General features: G+C 62.3%; 24 protein-coding genes, 1 tRNA gene and 1 pseudogene. 14 read left to right on the top strand and 12 right to left on the bottom strand.

The genetic code is table 11. From position 1 onward, the window contains the following. The first annotated feature begins 4 nt into the window (after positions 1 to 4). Positions 5 to 505, top strand: a complete 501-nt coding sequence (locus NKH91_RS14300; protein WP_352846920.1) for a MarR family winged helix-turn-helix transcriptional regulator — start codon at positions 5 to 7, stop codon at positions 503 to 505. Here the strand turns inward: NKH91_RS14300 and phhA are convergent. Continuing rightward, a complete protein-coding gene (gene phhA, locus NKH91_RS14295) occupies positions 500 to 1,333 on the bottom strand; it encodes a phenylalanine 4-monooxygenase (RefSeq protein WP_023718202.1) in 834 nt (277 codons plus the stop codon). The genes NKH91_RS14300 and phhA overlap by 6 nt on opposite strands. A gap of 140 nt (positions 1,334 to 1,473) precedes the next feature. Between phhA and NKH91_RS14290 the strand changes: the two genes are divergently transcribed. From NKH91_RS14290 to NKH91_RS14280, 3 genes are all read left to right on the top strand, one after another. Continuing rightward, positions 1,474 to 1,950 carry an Lrp/AsnC family transcriptional regulator gene (locus tag NKH91_RS14290; RefSeq protein ID WP_023718203.1) on the top strand — a complete coding sequence of 159 codons (477 nt, stop codon included), beginning with the start codon at positions 1,474 to 1,476 and terminating at the stop codon, positions 1,948 to 1,950. A gap of 102 nt (positions 1,951 to 2,052) precedes the next feature. Then, positions 2,053 to 3,600, top strand: a complete 1,548-nt coding sequence (gene bchE, locus NKH91_RS14285) for a magnesium-protoporphyrin IX monomethyl ester anaerobic oxidative cyclase (RefSeq protein ID WP_352846922.1) — start codon at positions 2,053 to 2,055, stop codon at positions 3,598 to 3,600. A gap of 221 nt (positions 3,601 to 3,821) precedes the next feature. Continuing rightward, complete coding sequence (locus NKH91_RS14280; protein ID WP_352716549.1) at positions 3,822 to 4,220, top strand: RidA family protein; 399 nt, start codon at positions 3,822 to 3,824, stop codon at positions 4,218 to 4,220. 129 nt (positions 4,221 to 4,349) lie between these two features. Here the strand turns inward: NKH91_RS14280 and argB are convergent, their stop codons facing one another. After that, on the bottom strand, positions 4,350 to 5,243 hold the full coding sequence (gene argB / locus NKH91_RS14275; RefSeq protein ID WP_023677482.1) for an acetylglutamate kinase: 894 nt from the start codon (positions 5,241 to 5,243) through the stop codon (positions 4,350 to 4,352). 99 nt (positions 5,244 to 5,342) lie between these two features. After that, the gene (locus NKH91_RS14270; protein WP_352846924.1) at positions 5,343 to 6,839 is read right to left on the bottom strand and encodes an amidase; all 1,497 of its coding nucleotides are present in this window, start codon (positions 6,837 to 6,839) and stop codon (positions 5,343 to 5,345) included. 126 nt (positions 6,840 to 6,965) lie between these two features. On the opposite strand from NKH91_RS14270, the gene NKH91_RS14265 reads away from it, so the two are divergent. From NKH91_RS14265 to msrB, 4 genes and pseudogenes are all read left to right on the top strand, one after another. Next, a complete protein-coding gene (locus NKH91_RS14265; RefSeq protein ID WP_023718207.1) occupies positions 6,966 to 7,505 on the top strand; it encodes a sigma-70 family RNA polymerase sigma factor in 540 nt (179 codons plus the stop codon). Continuing rightward, entirely contained in the window at positions 7,502 to 8,206 is a 705-nt protein-coding gene (locus tag NKH91_RS14260) for an anti-sigma factor (protein ID WP_352484356.1), read from the top strand. Before NKH91_RS14265 ends, NKH91_RS14260 begins: the two co-directional genes overlap by 4 nt. A 202-nt stretch (positions 8,207 to 8,408) precedes the next feature. After that, positions 8,409 to 8,965, top strand: a pseudogene (locus NKH91_RS14255) (fasciclin domain-containing protein). A 171-nt stretch (positions 8,966 to 9,136) separates the two neighbouring features. Further along, on the top strand, positions 9,137 to 9,637 hold the full coding sequence (gene msrB / locus NKH91_RS14250; protein WP_292655897.1) for a peptide-methionine (R)-S-oxide reductase MsrB: 501 nt from the start codon (positions 9,137 to 9,139) through the stop codon (positions 9,635 to 9,637). Between the two features lie 125 nt (positions 9,638 to 9,762). On the opposite strand, the gene NKH91_RS14245 is transcribed toward msrB, so the two are convergent. After that, positions 9,763 to 11,316: a DHA2 family efflux MFS transporter permease subunit gene (locus tag NKH91_RS14245; protein WP_352484355.1), complete on the bottom strand. Its 1,554-nt coding sequence runs from the start codon at positions 11,314 to 11,316 to the stop codon at positions 9,763 to 9,765. A 67-nt stretch (positions 11,317 to 11,383) separates the two neighbouring features. Next, positions 11,384 to 12,562 carry an HlyD family secretion protein gene (locus NKH91_RS14240; RefSeq protein WP_352846926.1) on the bottom strand — a complete coding sequence of 393 codons (1,179 nt, stop codon included), beginning with the start codon at positions 12,560 to 12,562 and terminating at the stop codon, positions 11,384 to 11,386. A 143-nt stretch (positions 12,563 to 12,705) separates the two neighbouring features. On the opposite strand from NKH91_RS14240, the gene NKH91_RS14235 reads away from it, so the two are divergent. Beyond that, positions 12,706 to 13,455, top strand: coding sequence for a TetR/AcrR family transcriptional regulator (locus NKH91_RS14235; protein ID WP_352846928.1), 750 nt, complete (start codon positions 12,706 to 12,708; stop codon positions 13,453 to 13,455). Positions 13,456 to 13,476: 21 nt separating this feature from the next. On the opposite strand, the gene yihA is transcribed toward NKH91_RS14235, so the two are convergent. From yihA to rpmH, 5 genes are all read right to left on the bottom strand, one after another. Next, entirely contained in the window at positions 13,477 to 14,136 is a 660-nt protein-coding gene (gene yihA / locus NKH91_RS14230) for a ribosome biogenesis GTP-binding protein YihA/YsxC (protein ID WP_031193748.1), read from the bottom strand. Next, positions 14,133 to 14,771 (bottom strand): CatB-related O-acetyltransferase, encoded by a 639-nt coding sequence (locus NKH91_RS14225; protein ID WP_352591267.1) that lies wholly within the window; start codon positions 14,769 to 14,771, stop codon positions 14,133 to 14,135. Before NKH91_RS14225 ends, yihA begins: the two co-directional genes overlap by 4 nt. A 144-nt stretch (positions 14,772 to 14,915) precedes the next feature. Then, positions 14,916 to 16,739 carry a membrane protein insertase YidC gene (yidC, locus tag NKH91_RS14220; protein ID WP_023718215.1) on the bottom strand — a complete coding sequence of 608 codons (1,824 nt, stop codon included), beginning with the start codon at positions 16,737 to 16,739 and terminating at the stop codon, positions 14,916 to 14,918. Positions 16,740 to 16,752: 13 nt separating this feature from the next. Continuing rightward, the gene (gene rnpA, locus NKH91_RS14215) at positions 16,753 to 17,106 is read right to left on the bottom strand and encodes a ribonuclease P protein component (protein ID WP_023718216.1); all 354 of its coding nucleotides are present in this window, start codon (positions 17,104 to 17,106) and stop codon (positions 16,753 to 16,755) included. A 23-nt stretch (positions 17,107 to 17,129) separates the two neighbouring features. Continuing rightward, positions 17,130 to 17,264, bottom strand: a complete 135-nt coding sequence (rpmH, locus tag NKH91_RS14210) for a 50S ribosomal protein L34 (protein ID WP_008833937.1) — start codon at positions 17,262 to 17,264, stop codon at positions 17,130 to 17,132. Between the two features lie 334 nt (positions 17,265 to 17,598). Between rpmH and NKH91_RS14205 the strand changes: the two genes are divergently transcribed. The 4 genes from NKH91_RS14205 (at position 17,599) to NKH91_RS14190 (ending at position 21,951) form a co-directional block, all read left to right on the top strand. Beyond that, positions 17,599 to 19,086 (top strand): sensor histidine kinase, encoded by a 1,488-nt coding sequence (locus NKH91_RS14205; protein WP_023718217.1) that lies wholly within the window; start codon positions 17,599 to 17,601, stop codon positions 19,084 to 19,086. A 325-nt stretch (positions 19,087 to 19,411) separates the two neighbouring features. Then, positions 19,412 to 19,488 (top strand) — tRNA-Arg (locus NKH91_RS14200). Between the two features lie 321 nt (positions 19,489 to 19,809). After that, positions 19,810 to 20,706, top strand: coding sequence for an ankyrin repeat domain-containing protein (locus NKH91_RS14195; protein ID WP_352846931.1), 897 nt, complete (start codon positions 19,810 to 19,812; stop codon positions 20,704 to 20,706). 822 nt (positions 20,707 to 21,528) lie between these two features. Beyond that, positions 21,529 to 21,951 (top strand): antibiotic biosynthesis monooxygenase family protein, encoded by a 423-nt coding sequence (locus NKH91_RS14190; RefSeq protein ID WP_352846934.1) that lies wholly within the window; start codon positions 21,529 to 21,531, stop codon positions 21,949 to 21,951. 45 nt (positions 21,952 to 21,996) lie between these two features. On the opposite strand, the gene NKH91_RS14185 is transcribed toward NKH91_RS14190, so the two are convergent. Continuing rightward, complete coding sequence (locus NKH91_RS14185; protein ID WP_352846936.1) at positions 21,997 to 23,139, bottom strand: alpha-hydroxy acid oxidase; 1,143 nt, start codon at positions 23,137 to 23,139, stop codon at positions 21,997 to 21,999. A 78-nt stretch (positions 23,140 to 23,217) separates the two neighbouring features. After that, positions 23,218 to 24,324 (bottom strand): LacI family DNA-binding transcriptional regulator, encoded by a 1,107-nt coding sequence (locus NKH91_RS14180; protein WP_352640269.1) that lies wholly within the window; start codon positions 24,322 to 24,324, stop codon positions 23,218 to 23,220. A 456-nt stretch (positions 24,325 to 24,780) separates the two neighbouring features. On the opposite strand from NKH91_RS14180, the gene NKH91_RS14175 reads away from it, so the two are divergent. Further along, the gene (locus tag NKH91_RS14175) at positions 24,781 to 25,743 is read left to right on the top strand and encodes a sugar-binding protein (protein ID WP_352484310.1); all 963 of its coding nucleotides are present in this window, start codon (positions 24,781 to 24,783) and stop codon (positions 25,741 to 25,743) included. Positions 25,744 to 25,828 lie beyond the last annotated feature (85 nt).

The following is a 25,828-nucleotide window of genomic DNA, read 5'->3' as shown; positions in this document are numbered from 1 at the left end:
TTAGATGATCGAAATAAACTCGTCAAGCATGAATCGGGCCGACATGAAGACGGCCATCAGCCTCGCCATTATGGGCTGGCAGGACGCGACGCAGGCTTATGACGAGGCAGTAGGCGATAGGCTTGAGCTGAGTACGGCGGAACGCCATTGCCTGGCGCTGCTCTATGGCGGCCCGCAATCGGCTGGCGAGGTCGCGGCCGCAACAGGGTTGACGCCGGCCGCAGTCACCGCGCTGATCGACCGGCTGGAGGCGCGCGGCCTGCTGACACGAACGCGCAGCCTCGAGGACAGGCGCAAGGTGGTCATAGAGGCGACGGAACTCACGCGAGAACTATCGGCGCGCTATTATGGTGCGATCGCGCAGGAGGGAGAAAGGGTGATCGCCACATTTAGCGACACCGAGCTGGCCACGATCCTTCGCTTCGTCACCGCATCGCTCGACCTTCAGCGCGACCAGCTTGCCCGGCTGAAAGCCGAGGCCCTGGAAACAGCCGACAGCCTATAGGCTCGCCGGGTCGAGCGCCGGCTCGCCTTTGCGGCGCGCCACGATCGCCGCAAGATCGGCGGTCTCGAAAGCATCACGCAGCACGTCGAAAGACGGCAGCACAAAATAGGCACGCTGGAACTTGTCGATCTCGTAGCCGGTGCGCATTACGGTTTCCAGGTCGAAGGGGACATCGTGCGCGTCGCCGCCTTCGACCGCGAACTGAAGCTCGGTGAAGGATGACATCAGCCCGGCGCCGAACGCCTTCAGCGGCTGGCCCGGCTCGCGTATCAGCCCGTATTCGACGGTGTACCAGTAAAGCCTGGTGATCATCTCGTCGCCGCCGAGCGCAATCACGCTGTCGGCCCTCTTGCCATACATCTGCATGAAGTCCGCAAAGACCGGCTGCGTCAGGATCGGCACGTGACCGAAGAAATCGTGGAACATGTCGGGCTCGACGATGTAGTCGAGCTCCTTTTGGGTTCGCAGCCAGTTGGTGACCGGGAAGCGGCGGTTGGCGAGGTGGTCGAAGAACGGCTGGGCCGGAATGAGCCCCGGCACCGCGACGATCTCCCAGCCGGTGAGCTTGCGCAGCTTCTCGCTGACCTCACCGAAATCCGGGATCTTGTCGAGAAGGCCGAGCGCCGCAACGCCATCGAGATAGGAATGGTGGGCGAGCTTCCTGGTCAGCTTCGTCTGGCGGTCGCACAGCGTGCGCCACACCGCCTGTTCTTCGTCGCTATAATTGTAGCCCTGCGCCACGGTGAAATCGGCACGGCAGACCGAATAATCGCCGCGAAGGCCTCGCGCCGCGCATTCGCGGGCGTAGTCGGCAACGTTCATCGTCATGGCTTGCTCTCCCTGGAAATCATGATCAGCGGATCGTCGGAAATTCTAGCCGGATGGCGTGAGGCAAATCAGCTTTGATGGTGGCTCAAATGCGGGGTTGGAGGTAAAAGACTCCACGATCGAGCTTTGGGAGAGTGAAAATGCCTCAGTTTGACGAATTCGAGATCAAGATGCTCGACAGCCTGCAGCGCGACGGGCGCAAGCCGGTATCCGAACTGGCGCAGGAGATCGGCCTGTCGACGACACCTTGCGCGCGGCGCTTCGAGGCGCTTCAGCAGGCGGGCATCATCAAGGGCTTCGCCGCGGTGCTCAGCCGTCGTGCCGTTGGGCTGATGGTCGAGGTGTTCATCCAGGTGCGCCTGACCAGCCACAGCGACGGCTCGCCCGAAAGCTTCATCGCCGCCGTCCAGCGGATGGACGAGGTGTCCTCATGCTGGACCATGACCGGCGATCATGATTTCCTGTTGCATGTGATGGTGCCGTCGGTCGACGAGCTCAATGCCTTCGTCATGCACCGGCTGATGCGGCTCGAAGGCGTGCGCGACGTCCACACCCAGCTTGTGCTGCAGAACATCAAGGGGCCGGGCCATGTCCCGCTTGCACATCTCAGACGGTAGGCATTTCTGCGGAAAAGCTGCACACAAACTGCTGAAGCGAGCCAATCTCCAGCGCTAGATCGCCGACTACGACATGCGGACCGCCATTGCATAAGGTCCGCCATGAAAATCGTCCTGATCAACCCGCCACATACGGCCATCGGCAGCCGTGTGCCGGACGACCATCTGCCGCCGCTCGGTTTGCTGGCACTGGGCGGTCCGCTGATCGACGCGGGACATCAAGTGCGACTTGTGGACGCCGAATTCGGGCCGATGCCGCTTGCCACGCTGGTCCGGGACGCCTTGAGCGATCATCCCGACTGTATTCTGATCGGCCATTCCGGCTCGACCTCTGCGCATCCGACAGCCCTACTGATCGCCGGCATGGTCAAACACATCGATCCGGCGACAATCCTGATTTATGGCGGCGTGTTTCCGACCTATCACTGGCGCGACATACTGGCCGAAACGGAGGCCTTCGACTTCATCGTTCGTGGCGAGGGGGAGGCGACCATCGTCGCGCTGGTCGAAGCGCTTGAAAAACGCAAGCCGCTGTCGGATGTGGCGGGCATCGCCTTTCGCGACGATTTGCGCCGGCCTTTTGCCACCAACCCGGCAAGGACGATCGCCAATCTCGACGACTACCGCATCGGCTGGGAACTGATCGATATCACTCGCTATAGCTATTGGGGAGGCAAGCGTGCGGTGGTCATGCAGTTCTCGCGAGGCTGTCCGCATCTGTGCAACTATTGCGGCCAGCGGGGGTTCTGGACGCGCTGGCGGCACCGCGACCCCGTGAAGTTCGCGCGGGAGATTGCCTGGCTATACCGCGAGCACCGCGTCGAGCTGATCAACCTTGCCGACGAGAACCCGACCTCGTCCAAAAAAGCCTGGCGCGCCTTTCTCGATGCGATGATCGCCGAGAATGTGCCGGTGCTGATCGTCGGCTCCACCCGCGCCGACGACATCGTCCGCGACGCCGGCAGCCTGCATCTCTATCGCAAGGCCGGCGTCATCCGCTGGCTGCTTGGCATGGAAAATACCGACGAGCAGACGCTCCAGTTGATCCGCAAGGGCGGCAGCACCTCATCCGACCGCGAGGCGATACGGCTGCTGCGCCTCAACGGCATCTTGTCGATGGCGACCTGGGTGGCCGGTTTCGAGGACGAAAGTTTCCGCGACCTCTGGCGCGGCTTCCGCCAGCTGATCGCTTATGACCCCGACCAGATCCAGGCGCTCTATGTGACGCCGCACCGCTGGACGCCGTTCTTCAGGATTGCCAGGGATCGCAAGGTGATCCAGCTGGACGCCCGCCTGTGGGACTACAAGCACCAGGTGCTGCAGATGACCCGCCTCAAGCCGTGGATGTTGTTCTTCGCCGTCAAGCTGATCGAACTGGCCGTGCAGTCGCGGCCCAAGGCCTTGGCGCGCATCCTGTTCCACAAGGATCCGGAGCAACGGCATTCGATGCGCTGGTACACCAAAATGGGCCGCCGCGTCTGGTTTCGTGAAGTCTGGGGCTTTCTGGTCCGCGACCGCCGCCTGAAGAATGGCCCGACGCTCGCCGAATTCTGGGGCGCGCCGCAAGACCAGGAAGAGGAATCGATGGTGGTCGCGCACCCGGCGCGCAGGCTGACACCGCCTGCGACCACGATTTCGCCGCGCGCCTGACCGGCTCGGGCAATCTTTTAACAAGCATACGCAACGTATGTATATTGACATACGGAATGTATGTACCCACTTCGGGATACGGGACGGATATCAGCGACCGCCCCGGAAAATGGAACGCAGCGATCCAAAACCCCGAAGTCTTGCGGGCGGCTCTCACCTTCTCGGAGAAGCCACATCGCGATGGTCGGGACCGGCCTGCCTTGTCTGATTGGAGTGAAACAATGACCAAACGCGATGCGATCTTCCCTGCCGGTCGGCAGGCCCTCTACGAAGTCAATCGCTATTCGGCGGCGATCCGCTCAGGCGGCTTTCTGTTCGTCTCGGGCCAAGTCGGCAGCCGCGAGGACGGATCGCCGGAGCCAGCCTTCGAAAAGCAGGTCCAGCTTGCCTTCGACAATCTCGCGGCGGTGCTGAAGGCCGCCGGTTGCACGTTTGACGACATTGTTGACGTGACCACGTTCCACACCGACCCGGCCAAACAGTGGGAGGCGATTGACGCCGTTCGACTTAGGGCGATCGGTGAACCGCCCTACCCGAACTGGACCGCGGTGGGGGTGAATTGGCTGGCGGGCTTCGATTTTGAGATAAAGGTCATCGCGCGCCTTCCTCAGTCCGGATGATCGATTGGCGGCGAGCGACGAAGGCGGAGACTACCTAGTCGACCGTTCGCCCGCCCGCCTGTCTCGACAAGCGCTGCGATGGTGATCGGATGGTCCGGTCTGTCGCGGCGTTGAACAGACTGAGGCCACTCACGGCACGATCAGCGTGCCGGCGCCGTGTTCGGTGAACAGCTCGAGCAGCACCGCATGCGGCGTCTTGCCGTTGAGGATGACGACGCCAGCGACGCCGCGCTCGATTGCCTCGATGCAGGTTTCAACCTTGGGGATCATGCCGCCCGAGACCGTTCCGTCCTTGATCAGGGCCTTGGCCTCGGCCACGGTCAACTCGTCGATCAGCTTCTTGTCCTTGTCGAGCACGCCGGGCACGTCGGTGAGAAACAGCAGGCGCGTCGCCTGGCAGGCGCCGGCGATGGCGCCGGCAAAAGTGTCGGCGTTGATGTTGTAGGTATGGCCGTCGCGGCCGGGCGCCACCGGCGCCAGCACCGGGATCATTTCGGATCGCGCCAGGAGGTCGAGCAATGTGCGGTCGACCTCGACCGGTTCACCGACGAAGCCCAGGTCGAGCACCCGCTCGATGTTGGAATCAGGATCGATCATGGTCTTGCGCGCCTTTTCGGCAAACACCATGTTGCCGTCCTTGCCGCACAGGCCGATCGCCCACTCGCCCTCGGCATTGATCAGCGCGACGATTTCCTTGTTGATCGACCCGGCCAGCACCATCTCGACAATCTCGACGGTCTTCTGGTCGGTGACACGCAAGCCGCCCTCGAATTTGGATTCGATGCCCATCTTGCTGAGCATGGCGCCGATCTGCGGCCCGCCGCCATGCACGACGATCGGGTTGACGCCGGATTGCTTGAGCAGTGCGATGTCGCGGGCGAAGGCTTTGCCGAGCGCGATGTCGCCCATCGCGTGGCCGCCATATTTCACCACGACCGTCTTGTTCTCGTAGCGCTGCATGTAGGGCAGCGCCCTTGAAAGCAGCGCTGCCTGCATTTCGGCGGTGGCGGCGACATCCGTCATCGGCGTGGCTCCCAGCTTGGCATGAACGGCGGCGTCTTAGCGGGAATTGCAGCAGGCCGCAAACGGCTTTGCCGTCATGATCGATAAATCATCACGCCTCTATGCCGGCACCCGCAGCGGCGCCCGCCGTCCCAGCCAGCCAGAGATCTTTTCCATCTGCGCGGCGAACGACAAAAGCGTTTCCTCGTCGCCAGGGCGGCCGGCGGCCTGGACGCCGAGCGGCAGGCCGGCATCGGTCACGTAAACCGGAAGCGTGATCGACGGTTGCCCGCTGACGTTCTGGATCGCCGGCCAGTGGGTGAACCAAAGGCTCTTGTCCATCAGCTGGCCGAATAGCGGCTTGAACTTCAGCAGGCCGGCGAGGCGCAGTCTGTCCAGGACATTCTCGATGAATTCGTCGGCGCCTTTCGGGTCCATGGTGCCGCAGGCGAGCGGCGGGTGCGCGATGACAGGCATCAGCACTGCATCATAGTGCGCGGTTTCGGTGATAAGGCGGCGCGAGGTTGCGTGCAGCCGCTGCAGGCCGGCATAGATTTCGCCGGCCGAGAGGATTTCACCGAACCGGCTCATCACGCGCGTGGCGCGTTCGATATCGCCTGAGATGGAGCGGCCGACGCGCAAGGCCTCGCCACGCATCGTGCCGGCCACCGCCGCGGCGACGGTTCTGGCGAAATCGGCGATGAAATCGCGGTCGATATAGGGCAGGTCGATCTCCTCGACGCTGTGCCCGCCTTCGCGCGCCAGCCCAATCGCCGCATCCAGAGCTTTCAAGGTTTCTTCCGAAATCGGCAGGCCGAGCGGCGATTTTCGGTAGAAGGCGAGCTTGAGCTTGCCCGGATCGCGCCCGGCGGCCGCAGTGAAACTGCCGTTCGGCGAGGGTGCCGCGTAGGGCGACAGCGGTTCGGGCCCGTGGGTCAGGTCGAGCAGCAGGGCCGTATCGCGCACCGAGCGGGCCAACGCATGGTCGACGACAAAGCCGTACCAGCTTTCAGTGACGAGCGGCGTCAAGGGCACGCGGCCGCGCGAGGTTTTCAACCCGACCAGCCCGGTACAGGCCGCAGGCACCCTGATCGAGCCGCCGCCATCCGAGGCGTGCGCCACCGGCACGACGCCGGCCGCGACCAGCGCAGCCGCGCCGCCCGAGGAACCGCCGGTCGTGTGAGCGGTGTCCCATGGATTGCGGGTGACGCCGTAAGCCACCGACTCGGTCACCAGCCTCAGCCCGTGTTCGGGTGCGGTGCTGGTGGCGATCGGGACCAGGCCGGCGGCCAGATAGCGTTCCGTCATGACCGAGTTAAAATCGGGGGTGTAGGCTGGGATGCGGCTGCCGCCATGCGTCGGCACGCCCTTCATGGCAATGCCGAGGTCCTTCAGCGCAAAGGGCACTCCGGCAAGCGGCAGCTTGTGGTCGACGGTTTTCGCTCGCGCCCGCGCCGCCTCAAAAAGCGGTTCGGCGATGGCGTTGATCTCCGGCTGGGTGGCCTCGGCCCGGGCGATCGCCGCATCGACGAGATCTTGCGGTGTGATCTCTCCCTTGTGCACGAGTGCGGCCTGGCCGGTTGCGTCATGCTCCCACAGAACCCGCTCGATCGACATGGTCGCCCTCCCGCTCATGGCAAGCTAGCGGGCGGCGATTTCCTTGGCAATCGACGCTGGCGCTGCCAGTGCGCAAGACCATTTCAGTCGTTGCAAATACATTGCAATCGCCTAATTTGGCGGCCGATGACGCCGCAGGACATCAGCAACCTGATTGTCCGGACCTCGATGAAGGACCGGGCTGCGTTCGATCTGCTGTACCGGCAGACCAGCGCGAAACTTTTCGGCGTCTGCCTTCGTGTATTGAAGGATCGGGGAGATGCAGAAGAGGCGCTTCAAGAGGTCTTCGTCAAGATATGGACGAAGGCGGACCGTTTCGCCGTTTCGGATCTGAGCCCGATCTCCTGGCTGGTGGCCATTGCGCGCAATCATGCGATCGATCGGATCAGGGCGCGGCGAGAGCCTGCCGCCTATATCGATGCCGCGCTCGACGTGGCCGATCCGGCGCCGGGGCCGGAGGCCATGGCCGTGGCGGGCGGTGAGTCCGGACGCATCTACCATTGTCTCGAGGAATTGGAGAAGGACCGGGCGGCGGCCGTCCGGGGCGCCTATCTGGATGGCAAAAGCTATGCGGAGTTGGCGGAGCGCTATGGCGTACCGCTGAACACGATGCGGACCTGGCTGCGGCGCAGCCTGTTGAAACTGAGAGAATGCCTGGAAAGATGACGCTGGCTGACGACAATGGACCGGAACGTGGGGGCGACGACCTGTTCGCCGCCGAATACGTTCTTGGCGTTCTGGCCGCCGATGAACGCGAGATCGCGTCGCGCCGCATCGATGCGGACGCCGCCTTCGCGCGCCTTGTGGATGCCTGGGAGGCGCATCTTTCGCCGATGGCCGCCGCCTATCCGGAGACAGAGCCTCCGATCAGGGTCAAGGAAGCATTGGACCGCCGGCTGTTCGCTGCAGAGCCGCGCGCCGGCCTCTGGTCGAGCCTTGGCTTCTGGCGCGGTCTTGCCGCCGCCGCCATTGCGGCGCTGGCAATCTATATTGCCTTGCCTTACGTCAATCCACCGGTCGTCGAGCCGCAAACCCGGCTTGTCGCCTCGTTGGCAGCCGAAGGCAGCGATGTCAAATATCTCGTCGTCTACGACGCCGTCCGTCACGATGTCGGCCTTTCCCACGTCTCCGGCGAGCGGACCGCCGGCAAGGACTTCGAGCTGTGGATGATCGAAGGCAAGAACGCGCCGGTGTCGATGGGCGTCATCCCGGCCGGTGCGACCGCGCATCTGGCCATCCCGCCCGCCGTCCGGGAGAAATTGGCGCAAGGCGCCGTGCTTGCGGTCAGCGTCGAGCCTGCCGGCGGTTCGCCGACCGGCCAGCCGACTGGACCGGTGGTCGCAGCGGGCGATCTGAAGAGCATCTGACCGATTCTTGCTTCGGAAGAAGATCTGAAATCTATCTCTCACGAACCAAAATCATGCAAAGCTTGTCGGCGGTGACCGATTAGCACATGGAAAATTGAAGCGACACAATATTTCTTACGTGAGGACGAAACTCCGGCATTTCTGTTGCGTATCTTCTTGCGTTCCCGAACGAGGGGAACGATAACCCAAGGAGATTGAAATCATGCGTAAATTCGCCACCCTTTTGCTTTCCGGTACGGTCGCCATTTCTGCGCTCGCCACCATTGCCTATGCCCAAAATCCGATGGTCGGCGGCGCCGCCATGTATGCCCAGAAAAACATCGTCGAAAATGCTGTCAACTCGAAGGACCACACGACGCTGGTCGCTGCCGTCAAGGCAGGCGGCCTGGTCGATACGCTGCAAAGCGCTGGCCCCTTCACCGTGTTCGCGCCGACCAACGAGGCCTTTGCGGCACTTCCAGCCGGCACGGTGGAGACGCTGCTCAAGCCTGAAAACAAGGACAAGCTCGTCAAGATCCTGACTTGCCATGTCATCGGCGCCAAGGCGATGGCCGCCGACGTCGCCAAGATGTCAAGGATGACGGTGGCACCCACAAGGTCAAGACGGTCGGTGGTCGCGAACTGTCGCTCAAGACCGACGGCGGCAAGGTCACCGTGACCGACGAGAACGGCAATGTCGCTAATGTGACGATCGCCGATGTCGAGCAGTCCAACGGCGTCATCCACGTCGTCGACAAGGTTCTCCTGCCGAAGATGTAACAAACGCACGCTGCCGGCGAAGATATCGCTAAGGGCCTCCCTGCGCACCCTCCGCGCCGTTCACGCAAGTGGATAGGCGCGGAGTCCCGCTTTGAGGACAGCGATCGTCACCGGCTTTTGATTTCCGTCTGGCGGTCGAATTTGGCACAAGCAGTAACAGGAGGAATGGGCATGAACCGTCGCGAGCTTCTTTTGAGTGGTGCGGCAGCCATTGGCGTTGTCGCAGGCGCCACCGCGCTGCGCATGGGCGGAGCCCAGGATGCACGCGCGGCCGAGACTTTCGAGGTTACCAAGACCGAGGCCGAGTGGCGCGCCATCCTGTCCGACGCGGCCTTCAATGTGCTGCGCAAGGAGGGCACGGAATACCCGGGCACCAGTCCGCTGCTCAACGAGCACCGCAAAGGCATCTTCGCTTGCGCCGGCTGCGACCTGCCGGTCTATTCGTCAGAGACCAAGTTCGATTCCGGCACCGGCTGGCCGAGCTTCTGGCAGGAAATCCCCAACGCGATCGGCAAGACCGTGGACAGGTCGTTGGGCATGACCCGCACCGAGGTCCATTGTCGCCGCTGCGGTGGCCATCTCGGCCACGTCTTCGACGACGGTCCGCCGCCGACCGGGTTGCGGCATTGCATCAACGGTGTCGCCTTGACCTTCAAGCCGGCGACGGCCTGAGGATGGCTGCGCGCCTGACTTTGTCGGAGAGCGCGAGGACTTCGTAATGGTTGATTTTGCGCATGACCCCGAAATCGCTTTTCGGGGTCATGCGCGAGGGCGCCAGGCGGGGGATCCAGCGCGCCTCAATGGCCTCCGCCACCGCCGCCCTGAGCGGCTGGCTTGCGGATCACCAGGGTGAAGAGCCCAAGCGTCGCGAACAAAACCGTCAGCATGAAGAATACGTCCATGAACGACAGCAGCGACGCCTGCTGCTGGACCATGCCTGACAGTTTGGAGATGGCCGCCTTGGAGGCGTCGAGCCCGGCGGTCTGCTCGAAGTTGAGCGTCATGTTCTGCAGCTTCTGCTGCGCAGCGGCACTTCCCCATTGCACGTGCTCGGAGAGCCTGGCGTAGTGGAAGGCATTGCGGTCGATCAGCACGGTGTTGATGACGGCCAGGCCGACGGCGCCGCCGAGATTGCGGGTCAGGTTGAACAGGCCAGACGCATTCTTCAGCCGCTCCGGCGGCAGGGTTCCGAGCGCAATGTTGTTGATCGGCACCATGCACAGCATCATCGAGCAACCGCGCAGGATCTGCGGGATCAGCAGTTCATAGAAATCCCAGTCGGCGGTGAGATGCGTCATCCACCAGGTCCCCGTGGCGAAGCCGAAGAAGCCGATCATCATCATGATGCGCGGGTCCATCTTGTTCGACAGGATGCCGGAGATCGGCGCGGTGAAGAACATGGCCAGGCCGCTGACGAACAGCGCCTCGCCGATCATCATCGAATCGTAGCCGCGGATGCGCCCCAGGAACACCGGATAAAGATAGGTCAGACCGTAGAGGCCGATGCCGACGACGAAGGAGAACAGCGAGCCGAAGGCGAAATTGATATTGCTGAAAGCCCTCAGATCGACAATCGGCTCCTCGGCGGTGAACACGCGCCAGAAGAACAGCACCGCGCCGAAGGTCATGATGACGGCGCAGACGAACACCGCCTGATCCTGCAGCCAGTCGTTATTGGGACCTTCCTCCAGCACATATTCCATGCAGCCCAGGAAGGCGGCCATACCGGCAAGCCCCCACCAGTCGAACTTGCTGAACAGCTTGAGATTGGGTTTGTCGAAGTCGATCAGCGACCAGGCGGCCGTCGTCACCAGAATGCCGGGCACGACGTTGACCAGGAACAGCCAGTGCCAGGACATGGCATGGCTGATATAGCCGCCGACTGTCGGGCCGATGGTTGGCGCCAGCGTCGCCACCAGGCCGATCATCGGCGAGACGATGGCGCGACGCGACGGTGGGAAGATGGTGAAGGCGGCTGCAAAGACGCTCGGGATCATGCCGCCGCCGATGAAGCCCTGCACGGCGCGGTAGACGATCATCTGGTCGATATTGGTTGCGGTCGCCGCCAGCGCGCTGGCCGCGGTGAACCCTGCCGCCGAGATCGTGAACAGCACTCGCGTCGACAGCATCCGGCTGAGGAAGCCCGACAGCGGGATCATCACCACCTCGGCAATCAGATAGGCCGTCTGCACCCACGGAATCTCGTCCGAACTGGCGCTCAGGCCCGCCTGGATCTCAGCCAGCGAGGCCGAGACGATCTGGATGTCCAGGATCGCCATGAACATGCCGAACACCATTGCCAGGAAGGCGATGACGCGGCGTGTCGAGATGTGGTCGACCGGCACCGGCATGGCTGGCGCCGGCGCCGATCCTGCAGTTAGGGTTGCGGTCGCCATGACCTTTGCTCCCGGTTCCGCTTTACTTCGATGCCGAAGGCGCCGTGCGGCAGTCGACGGCGACGACGACGCTCAGGCCAGCTCGCAGCTTGCCCGTCTTCAGCACATCCGCTGGCACGTCGATGCGAACCGGAACGCGCTGCACCACCTTGGTGAAATTGCCTGTGGCGTTCTCCGGCGGCAGCAGCGAGAACACTGCTCCTGAAGCCGGCGCCAGCGACGACACGGTACCCTCGATGTCCTGGCCGTCGATCGCGTCGACCGACACTCTGACCTTTTCACCAGGCACCAGCCGGGCAAGCTGCGTCTCCTTGAAATTGGCGACGATGTAGAGCTTGTCCATTGGCACGATGACGGCGAGCTTCTGTCCAGGGCTGATCAGGTCACCCTGCTCGACCGAGCGGTTGCCGACCACGCCGTCATAGGGTGCGCGCAGCACGGTGAAGGACAGGTCCCGCACCGCCTTGTCGTGGGCAAGCTGCAGCGAGGCCAGCGTGCTGGCCGATTCCGTGCGCTGCGCCTGGAGCACGCCGATATTGGCCTGAGCCGCCGCGATCTGCGCGTCGGCGCCGGCAAGTGCGGCATTGGCTTGCTCGACCGCCGTCTGGGCATCGTCCAACTGGGCCTGGGTGCCGACGCGGGTCTTGAGCAGCTGGGCGGCCCGCGCTTGGACGCGCTTGGCATTATCGGCCGCGGCCTGGTCGGCGGTCTTCTGCGCCTGCGCCTGCTTGAGCGAGGCGCGCGCCGCCTCAGTCTGGGCATCGATGCGGTCGAGCGTCTTGCTCAACGTGGCGATCTGCGCCTCGGCCTGGGCAACGGCTATCTTGTAGTCGCCGTCATCGACGATCAGCAGCGGGTCGCCGGCCTTCACTTGCTGGTTCTCGGTCACTTTGACCTGATCGACATAGCCCGAGATTTTCGGCGAGATGAACGCCGTGTCGGCCTGGACATAGGCGTCGTCGGTCGTGATCATAAAGCGCCCGTCGGTCCAGTAATCATAGCCATACCAGGCGCCGGCGCCCAGCAGGGCCAGGCCGATGATGGGCAACAACATCGAGCGCATCGAGCGCTTCTTTTTGGCGGGAGCCAGCGGGGTGACGTCGGCGGGTTTGACAGGGGCTTCCGGCGCTTCGATCGCAGGCTGGACCTTGGCACTGGGGAAAGGGCGGACTTCGGCACTGGTGGGCGCGTTCGAGGACATGATATCTCTCTAAATTAACTGGCGCTGAATTTTGTCAGACTGAACCGTTCGGTTCGATCTCGACATTGACTTAGCGCTTAAAGAGGCCCATATCAAGAGTAATCGAACCGGATGGTTCGAATTATTTTGCGAGGTGTGACATTATGGCCGAAGCCCCCAAGGCCGCTCCTTTGCCTGAGTCAGGCCCATTGCCCGGCGCTGGCAAGGACCAGTGCGAGCTGCTGGACAGTCTGCCGCGCGGCCGCCCGGCCGCGGGGCAAGACCCAGTCAAGCGCAGCCAGATCATCGACGGTGCGCGCCGTGTCTTCATCGACAAGGGCTTCGAAGCCGCGTCGATGAACGACATCACCCGCGAGGCCGGCGTGTCCAAGGGCACCATCTATGTCTACTTCGCCAACAAGGAAGAGCTGTTCGAAGCGCTGATCGAGGAAGAACGCGGCACGATCTTCAAGAACATGTACGAAGTGCTGGACCAGATCGGCGACCTTCGCCAGACGCTGGTGAAGTTCGGCATCGTGCTGTCCATCAAGATCACCTCGGCGAGGGTCATCCTGGCGCAGCGGACGGTGATCGGCGCGTCGGAACGCATTCCGGAGCTTGGCGCGCGATTTTACGAACGCGGCCCGAAGCGCGGCCATGACCGGGTTGTCGTTTTCCTCAACATGGCTATCGAACGCGGCCTGCTGAAGATCGACGATGTCGAGCTTGCCGCCTATCAGTTCACCGAGCTGTGCCTGGCCGGTCTTTTCCGCCAGTGCATATTCGCCTATCGCACCAAAGCGCCAAGTGCGGCCGAGATCGAACATATCGTCAGGTCGGGCGTCGATGTGTTCCTGAAGGCCTACGGCACCGAACAGCTTGCAGAGCAGGAACGGACCTCCAGCCCCGCCTGACCAGCCGTCGGATTCCGTTGCCTATCCGCCGTTGGCGGCGAGCACGATCGCCGCACGCAATTCTTCGAGGCCTTCGCTCTTTTCCGACGACGTGGCGAGCACGAAGGGAAAGGCCGCCGGGCGTTTCTTGATCTTCTGCAGCGTTTCCTCGATCAGCCGTGGTACCCCCGCCGCCTTGATCTTGTCGGTCTTGGTCAGCACGATCTGATACGACACCGCCGCCTTGTCGAGCAGCGACAGCACCTCGTCGTCCTTGGCCTTGATGCCATGGCGGGCGTCGATCAGCACGTAGACGCGCTTCAGCGTCACCCGGCCCTTCAGGTAGTCGAACACGAGCTTCGTCCACTCGTCGACCTTTTCCTTCGGCGCCGTGGCGTAGCCATAGCCCGGCATATCGACCAGTGCCATCGGCGGCAGATCGGCGCCTTCTCCCGAAAATCCGCCCGGCACGAAATAGTTGAGCTCTTGCGTCCGGCCCGGCGTGTTGGAGGTGCGCGCCAGCCCCTTCTGGTTGACCAGCGCGTTGATCAGCGACGATTTGCCGACATTGGAGCGGCCGGCAAAGGCGATCTCGGGTGGACCCTCCGGCGGCAGGAATTTCATCGCCGGCACGCCGCGGATGAAGATCCAGGCTCGCGTGAACAATTCGATGCCGATCGTGGTCTTGTTCAACGCGTTCAAACCGCTGCCTCCAGAAGAAAAATGTTGCTGCCACGAATGGCATCGAGATTGCGGCTGATCTTTTCCACCGGCCAGTGCCACCACGCCAGCGCCAGCAGCCGCCGGATGGTCCTGTCATCGAAGCGCATCTTCACCACCTTGGCCGGATTGCCGGCGACGATCGCATAGGCCGGCACATCGTGCGTCACCACCGACTTTGCCGCCACAATGGCGCCGTCGCCGATCTTGACGCCCGGCAGCATCACCGCTTCCATGCCGATCCAGACGTCGTTGCCGACGATTGTGTCGCCACGCACCTCCTTCGACCATGTCGCCGGGTCGAAGCCTTCTTCCCAGCCGTGGCCAAAGATATTGAACGGATAGGTCGAAAAGCCGGACATGGCGTGATTGGCGCCGTTCATGATGAAACGCGCGCCCTCGGCGAGGGCGCAGAACTTGCCGATGACCAGCCTGTCGCCGATGAACGGATAATGATGCAGCACGCATTTTTCGGCGAATTTGTCAGGTCCGTCAGGGTCGTCATAATAGGTGAAGTCGCCGATCTCGATATTAGGCGCCGTCACCAGCGGTTTCAGAAAGCCGACGCGTGTGTGCAACGGGATCGGATGCTTGATCGATGGATTGGGTCCGGTCATATCGAGCTCCGTCGAGCACCTGCCAGGCAGGTCAAAATAGCGCGATCCGTCCTGCAGTACCAATCGCTTAATCCAGGCCGGCAGCTTGTGCAAAAAGCCCCGGACGAACCGGGGCTTTCTGGTTTCGCATTATCGGAGCGCCGGCTATTCCGCCGGCGACGGTTTCTTGCGGAACAGCGCGACCAGATTGTCCCACAATTCGATCTTGGCGCCCTGCCGCTTCATGATCACGCCCTGCTGCAGGATCGACAACGTGTTGTTCCAGGCCCAGTAGATGACGAGGCCGGCCGGAAAACCCGCCATCATGAAGGTGAAGATCACAGGCATCCAGGTGAAGATTGCCGCCTGCGTCGGGTCCGGCGGCGTCGGGTTCATGCGCATCTGCAGGAACATCGTCACGCCCATGATCAGAGGCCAGACGCCGATCATCAGCATGTGCGGCAAGGTGATCGGGATCAGCCCGAACAGGTTGAAGATCGATGTCGGATCCGGCGCCGCCAGATCCTGGATCCAGCCGAAGAACGGCGCGTGCCGCATCTCGATGGTGATGTAGAGCACCTTGTAGAGCGAGAAGAACACCGGGATCTGCAACGCCACCGGCCAGCAACCGGCGAGCGGATTGATCTTCTCGGTCTTGTACAGCTCCATCATCGCCTGCTGCTGCTTCATCTTGTCGTCCGCGTATTTCTCGCGGATCTCGAGCATCTTGGGCTGCACCTTCTTCATGTTCGCCATCGACGCATAGGACTTGTTGGCGAGCGGGAAGAACAGCGCTTTGACGATGACGGTGGTGGCGAGGATCGCCAGGCCGAAATTACCGAAGAATTTGTAAAGCGTGTCGATCAGCCAGAACATCGGCTTGGTGATGAAATAGAACCAGCCCCAGTCGATCAGCAGGTCGAACTGGCGAATATGACGGTCCTTTTCATAAGCGTTGATCGTCGAAACTTCCTTGGCGCCGGCGAATATCTCCGACTCCACGGTCGTCGATTGCCCGGGAGCGACCGTGACGGGATCGGACAGGAAATCGGACTGGTAGCTGTGCGGATGGGGCCCGCTTTTGAACTCGAAATAAGAGAATTTGGGCTGAAATTCGCGGCCGCTAGGCGGCACCAGGGTCACCGCCCAATACTTATCGGTGATGCCCAGCCAGCCGTCGGTCGACTTGCCTGGCTTGTATTCCTTGTCCGATTCGACGCTGGAGTATTTGTATTCCTGCAGGCCCTCGCTTCCGGTAACGCCGATCAGGCCCTCGTGCAGCACATAGGTGCTGGCGATGGCCGGCTTGTCGAAACGCGTAACGCGGCCATAGTTCGACAACGTCGCCGGCGCCGAGCCGCCGTTCTGAACCGTGTCGGATACGGTGAACATATATTGGCTGTCGACGGAGAAGGTGCGCTTGAAGGTCAGGCCCTTGTCGTTGGTAAAGGTCAGCGTGACCGGCGTCGCCGGTGTGAGCGTCGCCTTGCCGTCGGTCTGCCAGACCGTGTCGGGGCCGGGCAGCGTGCCCACATCCGGCGCGCCAGAAAAGCCGATCTCGGCGAAATAGCCGTTCGGCAGGGACGCCGGGTTGAGCAACGCGATCTCGGGCGAGGTCTTGTCGACCGTCTCCCTGTAATGCTTGAGCCGGAGGTCATCGAGGCGCGCACCGGTGAGGTTGATCGAACCTTCGAGGCTCGGCGTGTCGATCTTGACGCGGCTGGTCGAGGCAATCGCCTGGTCGCGGCCGGCCGGCGTCACCGCGTCGCCGCCAGGCGCGCTCGGAATGGCGCCGGGCTGTACCGGTGTTTCGCTGGCGCCCGGACTGGTGCCTTCGGCGGCCTTCTTCTGCTCCGCCACGCGCTGCTCTTCGATGCGGGCGGCTTCGCGCTGCATCTCGCTGCGCGGCATCACATAGAAATATTGCCAAAGCGCCAGGATCAGCACCGACAGTGCGATGGTGATGAAGAAGTTGCGGTTGTTTTCCATCGAAGCCCTTGGCCTATCGTGTTCCACGCAATCTGCGGGAGAGTTCGGCCTTCAACTGGCCAAACGGAGTGGTAAGCACGTCTTCGCGCCCGACGATGACATAATCATTGCCCGGCGCCATGTCATCCGCGGCATGCGTGCGCACGGCCTCTCTCAGCCGCCGCCGGATGCGGTTGCGAACGACGGCGTTGCCGACCTTCCTGGTGACGGTATAGCCGACGCGCGGCGCTTCGCAGTCGCCGCGGCCCAGAACCTCGACGAGGAAAAGCCGTCCGCGGCGCTTTTCGCCGCGGCGGACAGCCAGGAATTCCGCGCGCTTCAGAAGCCGCTTGGGATGGGGACCCGTTGGCTTGCCGGTTGCGGGCAACGATCTTGTCTCTCGCTTGGTGCTCAGGCGCTGAGACGCTTGCGGCCGCGGTTGCGGCGGGCTGCGACGACGCCGCGGCCACCCTTGGTGGCCATGCGGGCACGGAAACCGTGCCTGCGTTTGCGGACGAGTTTGGACGGCTGGTAAGTACGCTTCATTTGTTTAAATACCGCGGGGTGCGGCCCTTCTTGATTCTGTCACTTTGTAACAGGAGCTTTGCCGGGCCGGTTTTGGCGCGATCGAAACCGCGCCGGGACGAATGGCCCGAGCGTGAGCGGGCTTATAGAAAGAAGGGTTTTGGAAGTCAATCCAGCGCGTCGGGCCGGCGTTGTCGGACCGGGAGGGAAGTCTTGCGGCCCTTTGTCCGGCTTCGACCAAGGATGAATTTGGCAAAAAAGCCGCAATCGCCTAATCTCACCCGATCAAGCGATCGTGAAGACAAGCAGTCCTTAAGACAAGCAGCCGTGATGACAGGCAGCCGTGACGACGAGCATGAGTGAAGTCCCAGCAACGGACGAAAGCATCGCCGAGGCGAAGGCCGCCACCCGCAGGGTGCCCTTGGCGCGCGGCCTGTCGACCAAGTTGCTGCTGCTCACCATCGTCTTCGTGCTCTTGGCTGAAATCCTCATCTTCGTGCCCTGGATCGCCAGTTACCGGCTGAGTTGGCTGAAGGAGAGGCTGAGTACTGCCGCTGCTGTTTCCATCGTCCTGGTGCAGGGCGAACCTGCCTCGCTGTCGCGTGCCGCCCAGAACGACGTGCTGATGGCGATCGGCGCCAAGGCGATCGCGGTGCGCGACGGCGGCGTCTCGCGGCTGCTGGTCGTGGCCGAAATGCCGCCGCAGGTGGACGAGCATATCGATATCGCCAATGTCGGCATGATCAAGGGCATGACCGGCGCGCTGGACACGCTGTTTTTCGGCGGCAAGAGGATGCTGCGCGTTTTCGGACCGGTCGGCGACAGCGACAAGGAGTTCGAGCTGATCATGCCCGACCACCGCCTGCGCAATGCCATGCTGATCTATTCGCGCAACGTCGCCTTCGTCTCGCTGCTGATTTCGCTGTTCACCGCCATGCTGGTCTACGCCGCGATAGACCTGATCATGATCGGCCCGATCAGGACGATGACGCGCTCGATGCTGTCCTTTTCCGAGGCGCCCGACGATCCCGGTCGCATCATTCACCCCGCCGCCCGGGCCGACGAGATCGGCGTCGCCGAACGCGAGCTGTCGCAGATGCAGGAGCGGCTGCAAAAGATGCTGACCGAGCAGAAGCACCTGGCCGATCTCGGCCTGGCCGTGTCGAAGATCAACCACGACATGCGCAACATCCTTGCCTCGGCGCAGCTGATGTCGGACCGCCTGCGCCAGGTAAAGGACCCGACTGTTCAGGCCTTCGCGCCAAAACTGCTGCGCGCGCTCGATCGCGCCGTGTCCTATTCGGAAGGCGTGCTGTCCTATGGCCGCACCCAGGAGCCGCCGCCGTCGCGTCGCAGGCTGCGGCTGCGCCAGCTGGTCGAGGACGTCCAGGGCCTGCTCGACATCGAATGCGGCATCGAATTCGTCAACGCCGTCGATCCGGTGCTCGAGGTCGACGCCGATTCCGATCAGCTGTTCCGCGTGCTCACCAATCTTAGCCGCAACGCCGTGCAGGCGATGGCGGCGGACACCGAGAGCGCCGTAGTGCGCCGCCTGACCATATCGGCCGAGCGCATCGGCAGCGTCAGCCGCATCGTCGTCACCGACACCGGCCCCGGCCTGCCGCCGAAGGCGCGCGAAAACCTGTTCGCGGCGTTTCGCGGCTCGGCCCGCAGCGGCGGCACCGGCCTTGGCCTGGCGATCGCCCATGAATTGATCCGCGCCCATGGCGGCACGGTGGAGCTGGTCGAAAGCATCGGCGGCCGCACCACATTCGCCGTCACCATTCCCGACCAGCCGGTCCGGCTCGACCAAGCCCGCAACGGCCTGCGCCGCCCGGCGTAACGAACCGTTTCGTTACGGACCGTTTCAATTCGCAAATGGTTGGTCCGGGACTAAGAGTCATCGGCTCGGCCGCCGTGCAACGGCTTGTTTCGTTACGGACCGTTCCGATTGGCAAATGACCGATCCAAGACGACGACCTATCGGCTCAGCCGCCGCGTGACGCGATCTTACCTTCGCCGGCCGGCGCATGACGGCAAAACGTGACGGCAAAACTTTTGGCCAGGATCGGCTTGCTTTTCGCAAATTCAGTCGCTAGGGAACAGCTCACATTCGCGGCCGGTCGCCAGGATCGGATCGCGGGGCTATGCAAAGCATGGCCTGTTGCGCGCCCGTAGCTCAGCTGGATAGAGCACCAGACTACGAATCTGGGGGTCAGGAGTTCGAATCTCTTCGGGCGCGCCATTTGTAATGTACATCCCAATCCACCGGCATCGATGGACCGCTTAGCCGCTCATCATTGCCATCGTGGTGGCGCTTTAGCGGTTACCGGCAAATCTGCGGGATTCCCGGCGCTGAGAAACGACTTCTCCTAGGGGATGAGCCACGGCTGGTCGGCTGATGTTTAGGACCGCCTTGCATGCAGGCGACTGCATGCGCTGCCGCCGCCCGCCACGGCGGCGGCGAACTCGATCACACGTGCGTTGCCGCTATCGAGCATTCGTACTAACCTCTGCCCTTCTTGAAATCGTGCCGGGTCCTCGGGCTTGCCTTGGGAGATGCGAAATGCGCGGATTCTTGCTTTTCATTCCCCTACTGCTTGTACACATCCCGATTGTATCTCACGCCACCGCCATTCACGACGCCGCGAAAGAGGGTGATGTCGCGGCGATTACGGCAGCGCTCGACGCAGGTGCCGGCGTTGATGAGAGCGATGGGCAAGCGACACCACTCTATCTTGCAGTCAGGGGCGGGCATTTTGCGGCGGCAAAAATGCTCATTGAACGCGGTGCCGACGTCAACGCCGCCCCAACACCGGCTTTGGGTCCTGCCCTCATGCCGGCTTTGGCAAAACGCAGGATCGATTTGATCAATCTGTTGCTGGATGGGGGCGCAAATCCAAATTCGAAGCGCAGCCGCGAAAACGCTATCCACATCGCGGTGAATCTCGGTTGTTTCGACTGCGTGAAGGCACTCGTCGAGGCCGGCGCGGACGTGAATGCGAAGACAAAGGACGGCAAGACGCCGCTCCATCTGGCAAAATTCAAGAGGCAACGCGAAGTCGCTGACTATCTCATATCGCACGGCGTCGTCTTGCCAACACCAGCTCCCATCTCGATGAAGTTGGCTGCTGCCGATGTCGAGAAAGGCCGAACCTACTTCACCAGCGTGTGTGCCGGTTGCCACAATGCCGCGCCACAGGGAGCGATCAAAGCGGGACCCAACCTGTGGAGCGTCGTCGGCCGCGACAAGGCGTCCGTGGCAAAAATGCATTACTCCGACGCTTTGCTCGGCTGGGAAGGCGTGTGGACGTACGAGGATCTGAACAGATATCTCTTCGGGCCCATGCTCACTACTCCGGGCGTTTACATGGAAACGCCTGGTGTCCCGGACGAGACCGAACGGGTCGACCTGATCGCCTACTTGCGCACACTCAGCGACAAGCCGATCCCGCTGCCCTGAACGTTAGCCCCAGGAGGGCCGCGGCCGGATTGCGCCCAACGCCGATGAGCGCTCGAATTCTGCATGGAGGTCACTTCGCTTCCCCTTGACGAATGACCGGTTGGATCCGATTTTGGCTGTTCAGGGGTGGCAAGGGACAGTTTATGGCGCGCAAGGCGGACCTTCGGCTCCGAGCGGTGATCTGAGAAATCGATAGGCGCAGCAATAACATACGAGTTCCCAGTTTCATCCTCTTCGGGCGCGCCATCAATCCAATGCACGGCCCGCCTCATGGGGCCTCTCGGGCGCGGTGAGCTCATAGCCGCCCGACTATGACCGTGACCGGCGCCGGTGGTCGGAGGGTCGCGAGGGCTGAGCGCCATCCCTGCCAAAAGAGGGGATGGTCTGCTGATGCCGACTCAGTCGGCCTGCTTGATCTCCGGACCCGGTTCAGTCGGCGGCGCTGGCGTGCAATCTTGGCCGGTGCATTCCTGCACAGGATCGTTCGCCGGCGGGAGACAGTTTTGGCCTTCACAATGAACGGGCGGCTGCACTGTGGCGGCTTCGTTGTTCGGCGGCACAGGCCGATCCTCAGCGCGAACAGCCGGCATTCCAAGGTCGATCATGGTCGTGCACAAGAGCGCAATCCGAAGCACGTTCATTTTCGCCTCCGCAACTGACAGCGAGACGCAGATTATACCTTCGAACTGCGGCCAACATCCTGTCACCCGCGAACGGCGTTAACGGCGCGTTTCATTGCCGGTCGGAAGGGCGTACCGATTGAGATCGAGCGTCGTCCTCTACCTGGCAAAATAGCGCCAGAAACGGGGCATTCGGCCGGAGGTGACTGAAGCCAACCTTCCGATTTTCCTGTACACGTGTTCGAAGGGTTTGAGTGCCTTAGGGCTTTCGCATATTCGAGCTTCTTCAGGTCTTTCACGGGGGAACGTACATGACGGCGTTCAACAGCGTCGCTTCCAGGTCAAGCCGGGTAGTGAAGACGAATTCGTCGAACTGTTCAGCAGCGCTCCGCGCAACTTCGAGGGATTGCGAAAAATGGCTCTCATCAAATCGGGAGATGGCGCCTTCTTCTTGATTGGAGAGTGGGACACTTTCCAGCACATGGTCGATGCCAGGCCCACAATGCTCGGCAATCTTGATCGGTTCCGGCATACGTTGCAGCAGCTTGAAGGCGGATATACGTATGCTGTTTCCGGCGAGGCCGTCTTCGACACGGACGGCAGGAGCGGCGGCCGGTCGGTATAGTGTTCGCACTTGAAAAGCTTATGCCGTGCGCCACTTCCGGCTGCCTCACCTAAACCGCACATTCCCCCTGGAAAGCTCTGCCACCGACCTGCATCCCATCAGCCGCATGTCGCGTTCGATCTCGGTTCGCATCAGGCCGAGCGCCCGTTCGACGCCGGCCTGTCCGGCGGCTGCCAGCGGGAAGAGATAGTAGCGCCCGATACCGACGGCCTTGGCACCCAACGACAGGGCTTTCAGCACATGCGTGCCGCGCTGGACGCCGCTGTCGATGATCACGTCTATCCTGTCGCCCACCGCGTCGACGATCTCCGACAGCTGGTCGAAGGGGCTGCGCGAGCCGTCCAGCTGCCTGCCGCCATGATTTGACAGAATGATGCCGGTGCAGCCGATGTCGACCGCCTTTCTGGCATCGGCGACGCTCATGATCCCCTTCAGGCAAAACTGGCCGTTCCAGAAGCGGACCATGTCTTCGACGTCCTTCCAATCCAGCGACGGGTCGAGGATCTCCGTGAAATAACGGCTGATGGAAAGCGCTCCGCCGCCGAGATCGATATGGCCGTTCAACTGCGGCAGGCTGAACTTTTCGTGCGTCAAATAGTTGATGGCCCATCTCGGCTTGATCGCGAACTGCATCATGCCGCCGAGCGTAAGCCGAAAGGGGATCGAAAAGCCGGTCCGCAGGTCACGCTCGCGGTTTCCGCCGGTGACGCTGTCGACGGTCAGCATCATCACCTCGACGCCGGACGCCTTGGCGCGCTCCATCATGGCGCGGTTCAGGCCGCGATCCCTGTGGAAATAGAACTGATAGACCTGCGGCGTCCTGTGCTTGCGGACTTCCTCCAGGCTGACCGTGCCGAGCGATGAGACGCCGAACATCGTCCCGAACTTCTCCGCCGCCGCGGCGACGGCGCGCTCGCCGCTATGGTGGAACAGTCGCTGGAGAGCCGTCGGCGAACAATAGACCGGCATCGCCAGCTTCTGGCCCATGACGGTGACCGACATGTCGACCTGTCCGACGCCGGCAAGGACGTTGGGGACGAGATCGCAGTCCTCGAACGCAGCCGTGTTGCGCCGCAGCGTCGTCTCGTCGTCCGCGCCGCCATCGATATAGTCGAAGATCGGTCCTGGCAGGCGCTGTCTGGCCAGCCTGCGAAAGTCCTGAAAATTATAGCAGCTTTGCAACCTCATAGGGCTCAATCGGATCTATGCGGGGCGCGATGTCAAGCCTATGCAATTGTCGATCGCCGACTATTCCGCCGCCTCGCGTCAGCCCGCCACCGCGCCAACCGACTCCCGCTCCACCAGCGGGCATTCGAGCTTGGTGATGGGATGGCGGCCACGACCGGGAGGGGCGGGGACTTCCAGCTGCTCGATCGCCCATTGCCCCATCGCCATATGCGGCAGGATCGACGTCGTCAGCGGGGGGAACAGATGGCGCGCGATCTCCTCGTCGTCATAGCCGACCACCGAAATATCCTGGGGGATGTGCAGGCGGGCCTCCTTCAGCGCCTCGTAGCAGCCGATCGCGGTGCGGTCGTTCTGGCAGAAGATGGCGGTCGGCCGGTCTTTCAGCGCCAGTAGCTTGATGGTCGCGGCATAGCCGGCGCTCGCCGACCAATCGCCTTCGACGACCAAGGCCGGGTCGAACGGGATATCGGCTGTCGCCAGCGCCCGGCGGTAGCCCTTCAGCCGGTCCTGCGCCGCCTGCATCCATGGCTCGCCGGTGATGGTGGCGATACGGCGATGGCCATGGCTGATCAGGTGCCGGGTCGAGCTCTGGCCGCCGGCGATCTCGCTCGGCACCACGGCGGGGAAGGCATAGTCGGCGGTGTAGCAGTTGAGCAGGATGACCGGAATGTCGAGGCCGTAGAGATACTCCGGCGCGACGATCTCGCGGGTGAAGATGGTCATGTAGATCAGCGCCGAAATGCCCTGCTTGGTCAGCGCCGCGATGGCCCGGGGCTCCATCACCTCGTCGCCCATGGTCTGCGCCACCAAAAGTACATTGCCAGCGTTCCACGAGGCTTGCCGCGCCCCTTCAATGGCGACGACCGCCTCCGGGCTGGTCGCCAATTGGTCGACGGCGAAGCCGATCACGCCATCCAGCCCGTCAAAAGCGGCAACCGGGGCTCGCAGGGCGGAAAACACCGGCGGCGCATAACTGAGGGCCCGCGCCGCCTCTATCACCCGCTCACGAGTTTGCTGCGATAGCCTGATGCCCGGCGTGTTGTTGAGGACGAACGAAACCGTCGCCTGCGAACAACCGGCGGCCCTGGCGATGTCGGTCATGGTAACGCGGCCTCTGGGGTTTTTCCCGGACGGCTTGCGCCGCCTGGTACCCTCAAGGACGGGATCGCGCAGTGGTTCGTTCATGTCATTCGTCCCTCAAATCTCGCATTTATAAGGTAAAGCGATGCTAATAGATATAAGTGCCCTCTTAAGTGATTTAGTCGCGAATCCGACGTGACAGCGCATTGGGAGGCTTCTCCTTTCTTGTGAGAATCCCGATTAAACTAATACTCTTTACTAATATCCGGCGGCCCTATAACGTCAATCCATCATGCTCGGACGAACATCGGACCCGCGCATGTTCGGAACGTAAGCCAGCCTGGTGGCGGACAGTTCCCGTCAACCGAAGCTCGCCTGCCGTTTCGAGGAAATGTCAGACAAATCGGACTATTTACGAACGACGAATGAGTCTCTAAAGTCGACGATCGCGGCTGGAATGGCGTCGTTCTTCGCTGCCGGAACCCTGAGGAGGAGGGCGTCCAAGCCGCGCCGGCACGTTCATCATCAGCGAAAATTACTGAGTCAAATGGGAGGTTGAATATGAAATCTGCGATACGAAATGCGTCCGTCGCCGCTGCGGCCCTGCTGCTCGGCCTGTCCGTCAGCGCAATTGCGCGTGCCGACGACAAGCCGACACTGGCCTTCGTCGTCAACGGCGCTTCCGATTTCTGGAAGGCTGCCGAAGCCGGGGTCAAGAAGGCTCAAGGCGAATTGCCCAATTACAATCTAGAACTCAAATATCCGGAGCAGTCCTCGGTCGCCATCCAGCAGCGCCTGATGGACGATCTGGTGACGGCCGGTGTTAAGGCGATCATGGTCTCGGCCGTCGACCCCAAGACGTCGACCGACGGGCTGAACAAGATCGCCTCGGAAACGGCGTTGTTCACCACCGACAGCGACGCACCGCAGACCAAGCGTGTCGCCTATATCGGCTCGTCCAATGTCGATGCCGGCAAGCAGGCGGCAGAGATTGCCAAGAAGGCGATGCCAGATGGCGGCAAATGCCTCGGCTTCGTCGGCCTGCTCGGCGCCGACAATGCCAAGGAACGCATCCAGGGCATGAAGGACGGCCTCGCCGGCACCAAGATCGAACTGGTCGACGTGCGTGGCGATGACATCGACCAGGCCCGCGCCAAGAAGAACGTCGAGGACGCGCTGGTCGCCAGCCCCGACGTCACCTGCATGGTCGGCTTCTATTCCTACAACACGCCGCGTATCTATGAGGCGCTGCGCGATGCCGGCAAGCTCGGCCAGATCACCGTCGTTGGCTTCGACGACGATCCGATCACGCTGGGCGGCGTCAAGGAAGGCACCGTCGCCGCCACCGTCGTGCAGCAGCCCTTCGAATGGGCCTATCAGGGCATGAAGCTGATGGCCGCCTATCTCGAAGGCAACAAGTCGGGCGTTCCCGCCGATGGACTGATCATCATCCCGACCAAGATCATCGGCAAGGACGATGTCGACGCCTACGCCGCCAGCCTCAAGGCGATGTCTGGAAACTGAGCAAACTAGGTTGCGCCGGCTCAAGGTTAGCCTTGAGCCGGCGTTCTATTGACGGGCCTCGCGAGGCCCGTCAGTCTGAGTCCAA

The sequence above is a fragment of the Mesorhizobium sp. M0894 genome (genome assembly GCF_040319725.1).
GTDB lineage: Bacteria > Pseudomonadota > Alphaproteobacteria > Rhizobiales > Rhizobiaceae > Mesorhizobium.
Note: the sequence above shows the minus strand (reverse complement) of the source record. Positions and strands in the feature narration are given on the sequence as shown.

Excerpts from the sequence above, each read along its gene's own strand:
- NKH91_RS14185 (WP_352846936.1), bottom strand. The coding sequence starts at position 23,139 with ATGAGGTTGCAAAGCTGCTATAATTTTCAGGACTTTCGCAGGCTGGCC.
- NKH91_RS14260 (WP_352484356.1), top strand. The coding sequence starts at position 7,502 with ATGACGCTGGCTGACGACAATGGACCGGAACGTGGGGGCGACGACCTG.
- NKH91_RS14195 (WP_352846931.1), top strand. The coding sequence starts at position 19,810 with ATGCGCGGATTCTTGCTTTTCATTCCCCTACTGCTTGTACACATCCCG.
- NKH91_RS14205 (WP_023718217.1), top strand. The coding sequence starts at position 17,599 with ATGAGTGAAGTCCCAGCAACGGACGAAAGCATCGCCGAGGCGAAGGCC.
- NKH91_RS14175 (WP_352484310.1), top strand. The coding sequence starts at position 24,781 with ATGAAATCTGCGATACGAAATGCGTCCGTCGCCGCTGCGGCCCTGCTG.
- argB (WP_023677482.1), bottom strand. The coding sequence starts at position 5,243 with ATGACGGATGTCGCCGCCACCGCCGAAATGCAGGCAGCGCTGCTTTCA.
- yidC (WP_023718215.1), bottom strand. The coding sequence starts at position 16,739 with ATGGAAAACAACCGCAACTTCTTCATCACCATCGCACTGTCGGTGCTG.
- NKH91_RS14280 (WP_352716549.1), top strand. The coding sequence starts at position 3,822 with ATGACCAAACGCGATGCGATCTTCCCTGCCGGTCGGCAGGCCCTCTAC.
- rpmH (WP_008833937.1), bottom strand. The coding sequence starts at position 17,264 with ATGAAGCGTACTTACCAGCCGTCCAAACTCGTCCGCAAACGCAGGCAC.
- NKH91_RS14180 (WP_352640269.1), bottom strand. The coding sequence starts at position 24,324 with ATGAACGAACCACTGCGCGATCCCGTCCTTGAGGGTACCAGGCGGCGC.
- msrB (WP_292655897.1), top strand. The coding sequence starts at position 9,137 with ATGAACCGTCGCGAGCTTCTTTTGAGTGGTGCGGCAGCCATTGGCGTT.
- NKH91_RS14240 (WP_352846926.1), bottom strand. The coding sequence starts at position 12,562 with ATGTCCTCGAACGCGCCCACCAGTGCCGAAGTCCGCCCTTTCCCCAGT.
- NKH91_RS14300 (WP_352846920.1), top strand. The coding sequence starts at position 5 with ATGATCGAAATAAACTCGTCAAGCATGAATCGGGCCGACATGAAGACG.
- NKH91_RS14235 (WP_352846928.1), top strand. The coding sequence starts at position 12,706 with ATGGCCGAAGCCCCCAAGGCCGCTCCTTTGCCTGAGTCAGGCCCATTG.
- phhA (WP_023718202.1), bottom strand. The coding sequence starts at position 1,333 with ATGACGATGAACGTTGCCGACTACGCCCGCGAATGCGCGGCGCGAGGC.
- NKH91_RS14290 (WP_023718203.1), top strand. The coding sequence starts at position 1,474 with ATGCCTCAGTTTGACGAATTCGAGATCAAGATGCTCGACAGCCTGCAG.
- NKH91_RS14270 (WP_352846924.1), bottom strand. The coding sequence starts at position 6,839 with ATGTCGATCGAGCGGGTTCTGTGGGAGCATGACGCAACCGGCCAGGCC.
- bchE (WP_352846922.1), top strand. The coding sequence starts at position 2,053 with ATGAAAATCGTCCTGATCAACCCGCCACATACGGCCATCGGCAGCCGT.
- NKH91_RS14265 (WP_023718207.1), top strand. The coding sequence starts at position 6,966 with ATGACGCCGCAGGACATCAGCAACCTGATTGTCCGGACCTCGATGAAG.
- NKH91_RS14245 (WP_352484355.1), bottom strand. The coding sequence starts at position 11,316 with ATGCCGGTGCCGGTCGACCACATCTCGACACGCCGCGTCATCGCCTTC.
- NKH91_RS14225 (WP_352591267.1), bottom strand. The coding sequence starts at position 14,771 with ATGACCGGACCCAATCCATCGATCAAGCATCCGATCCCGTTGCACACA.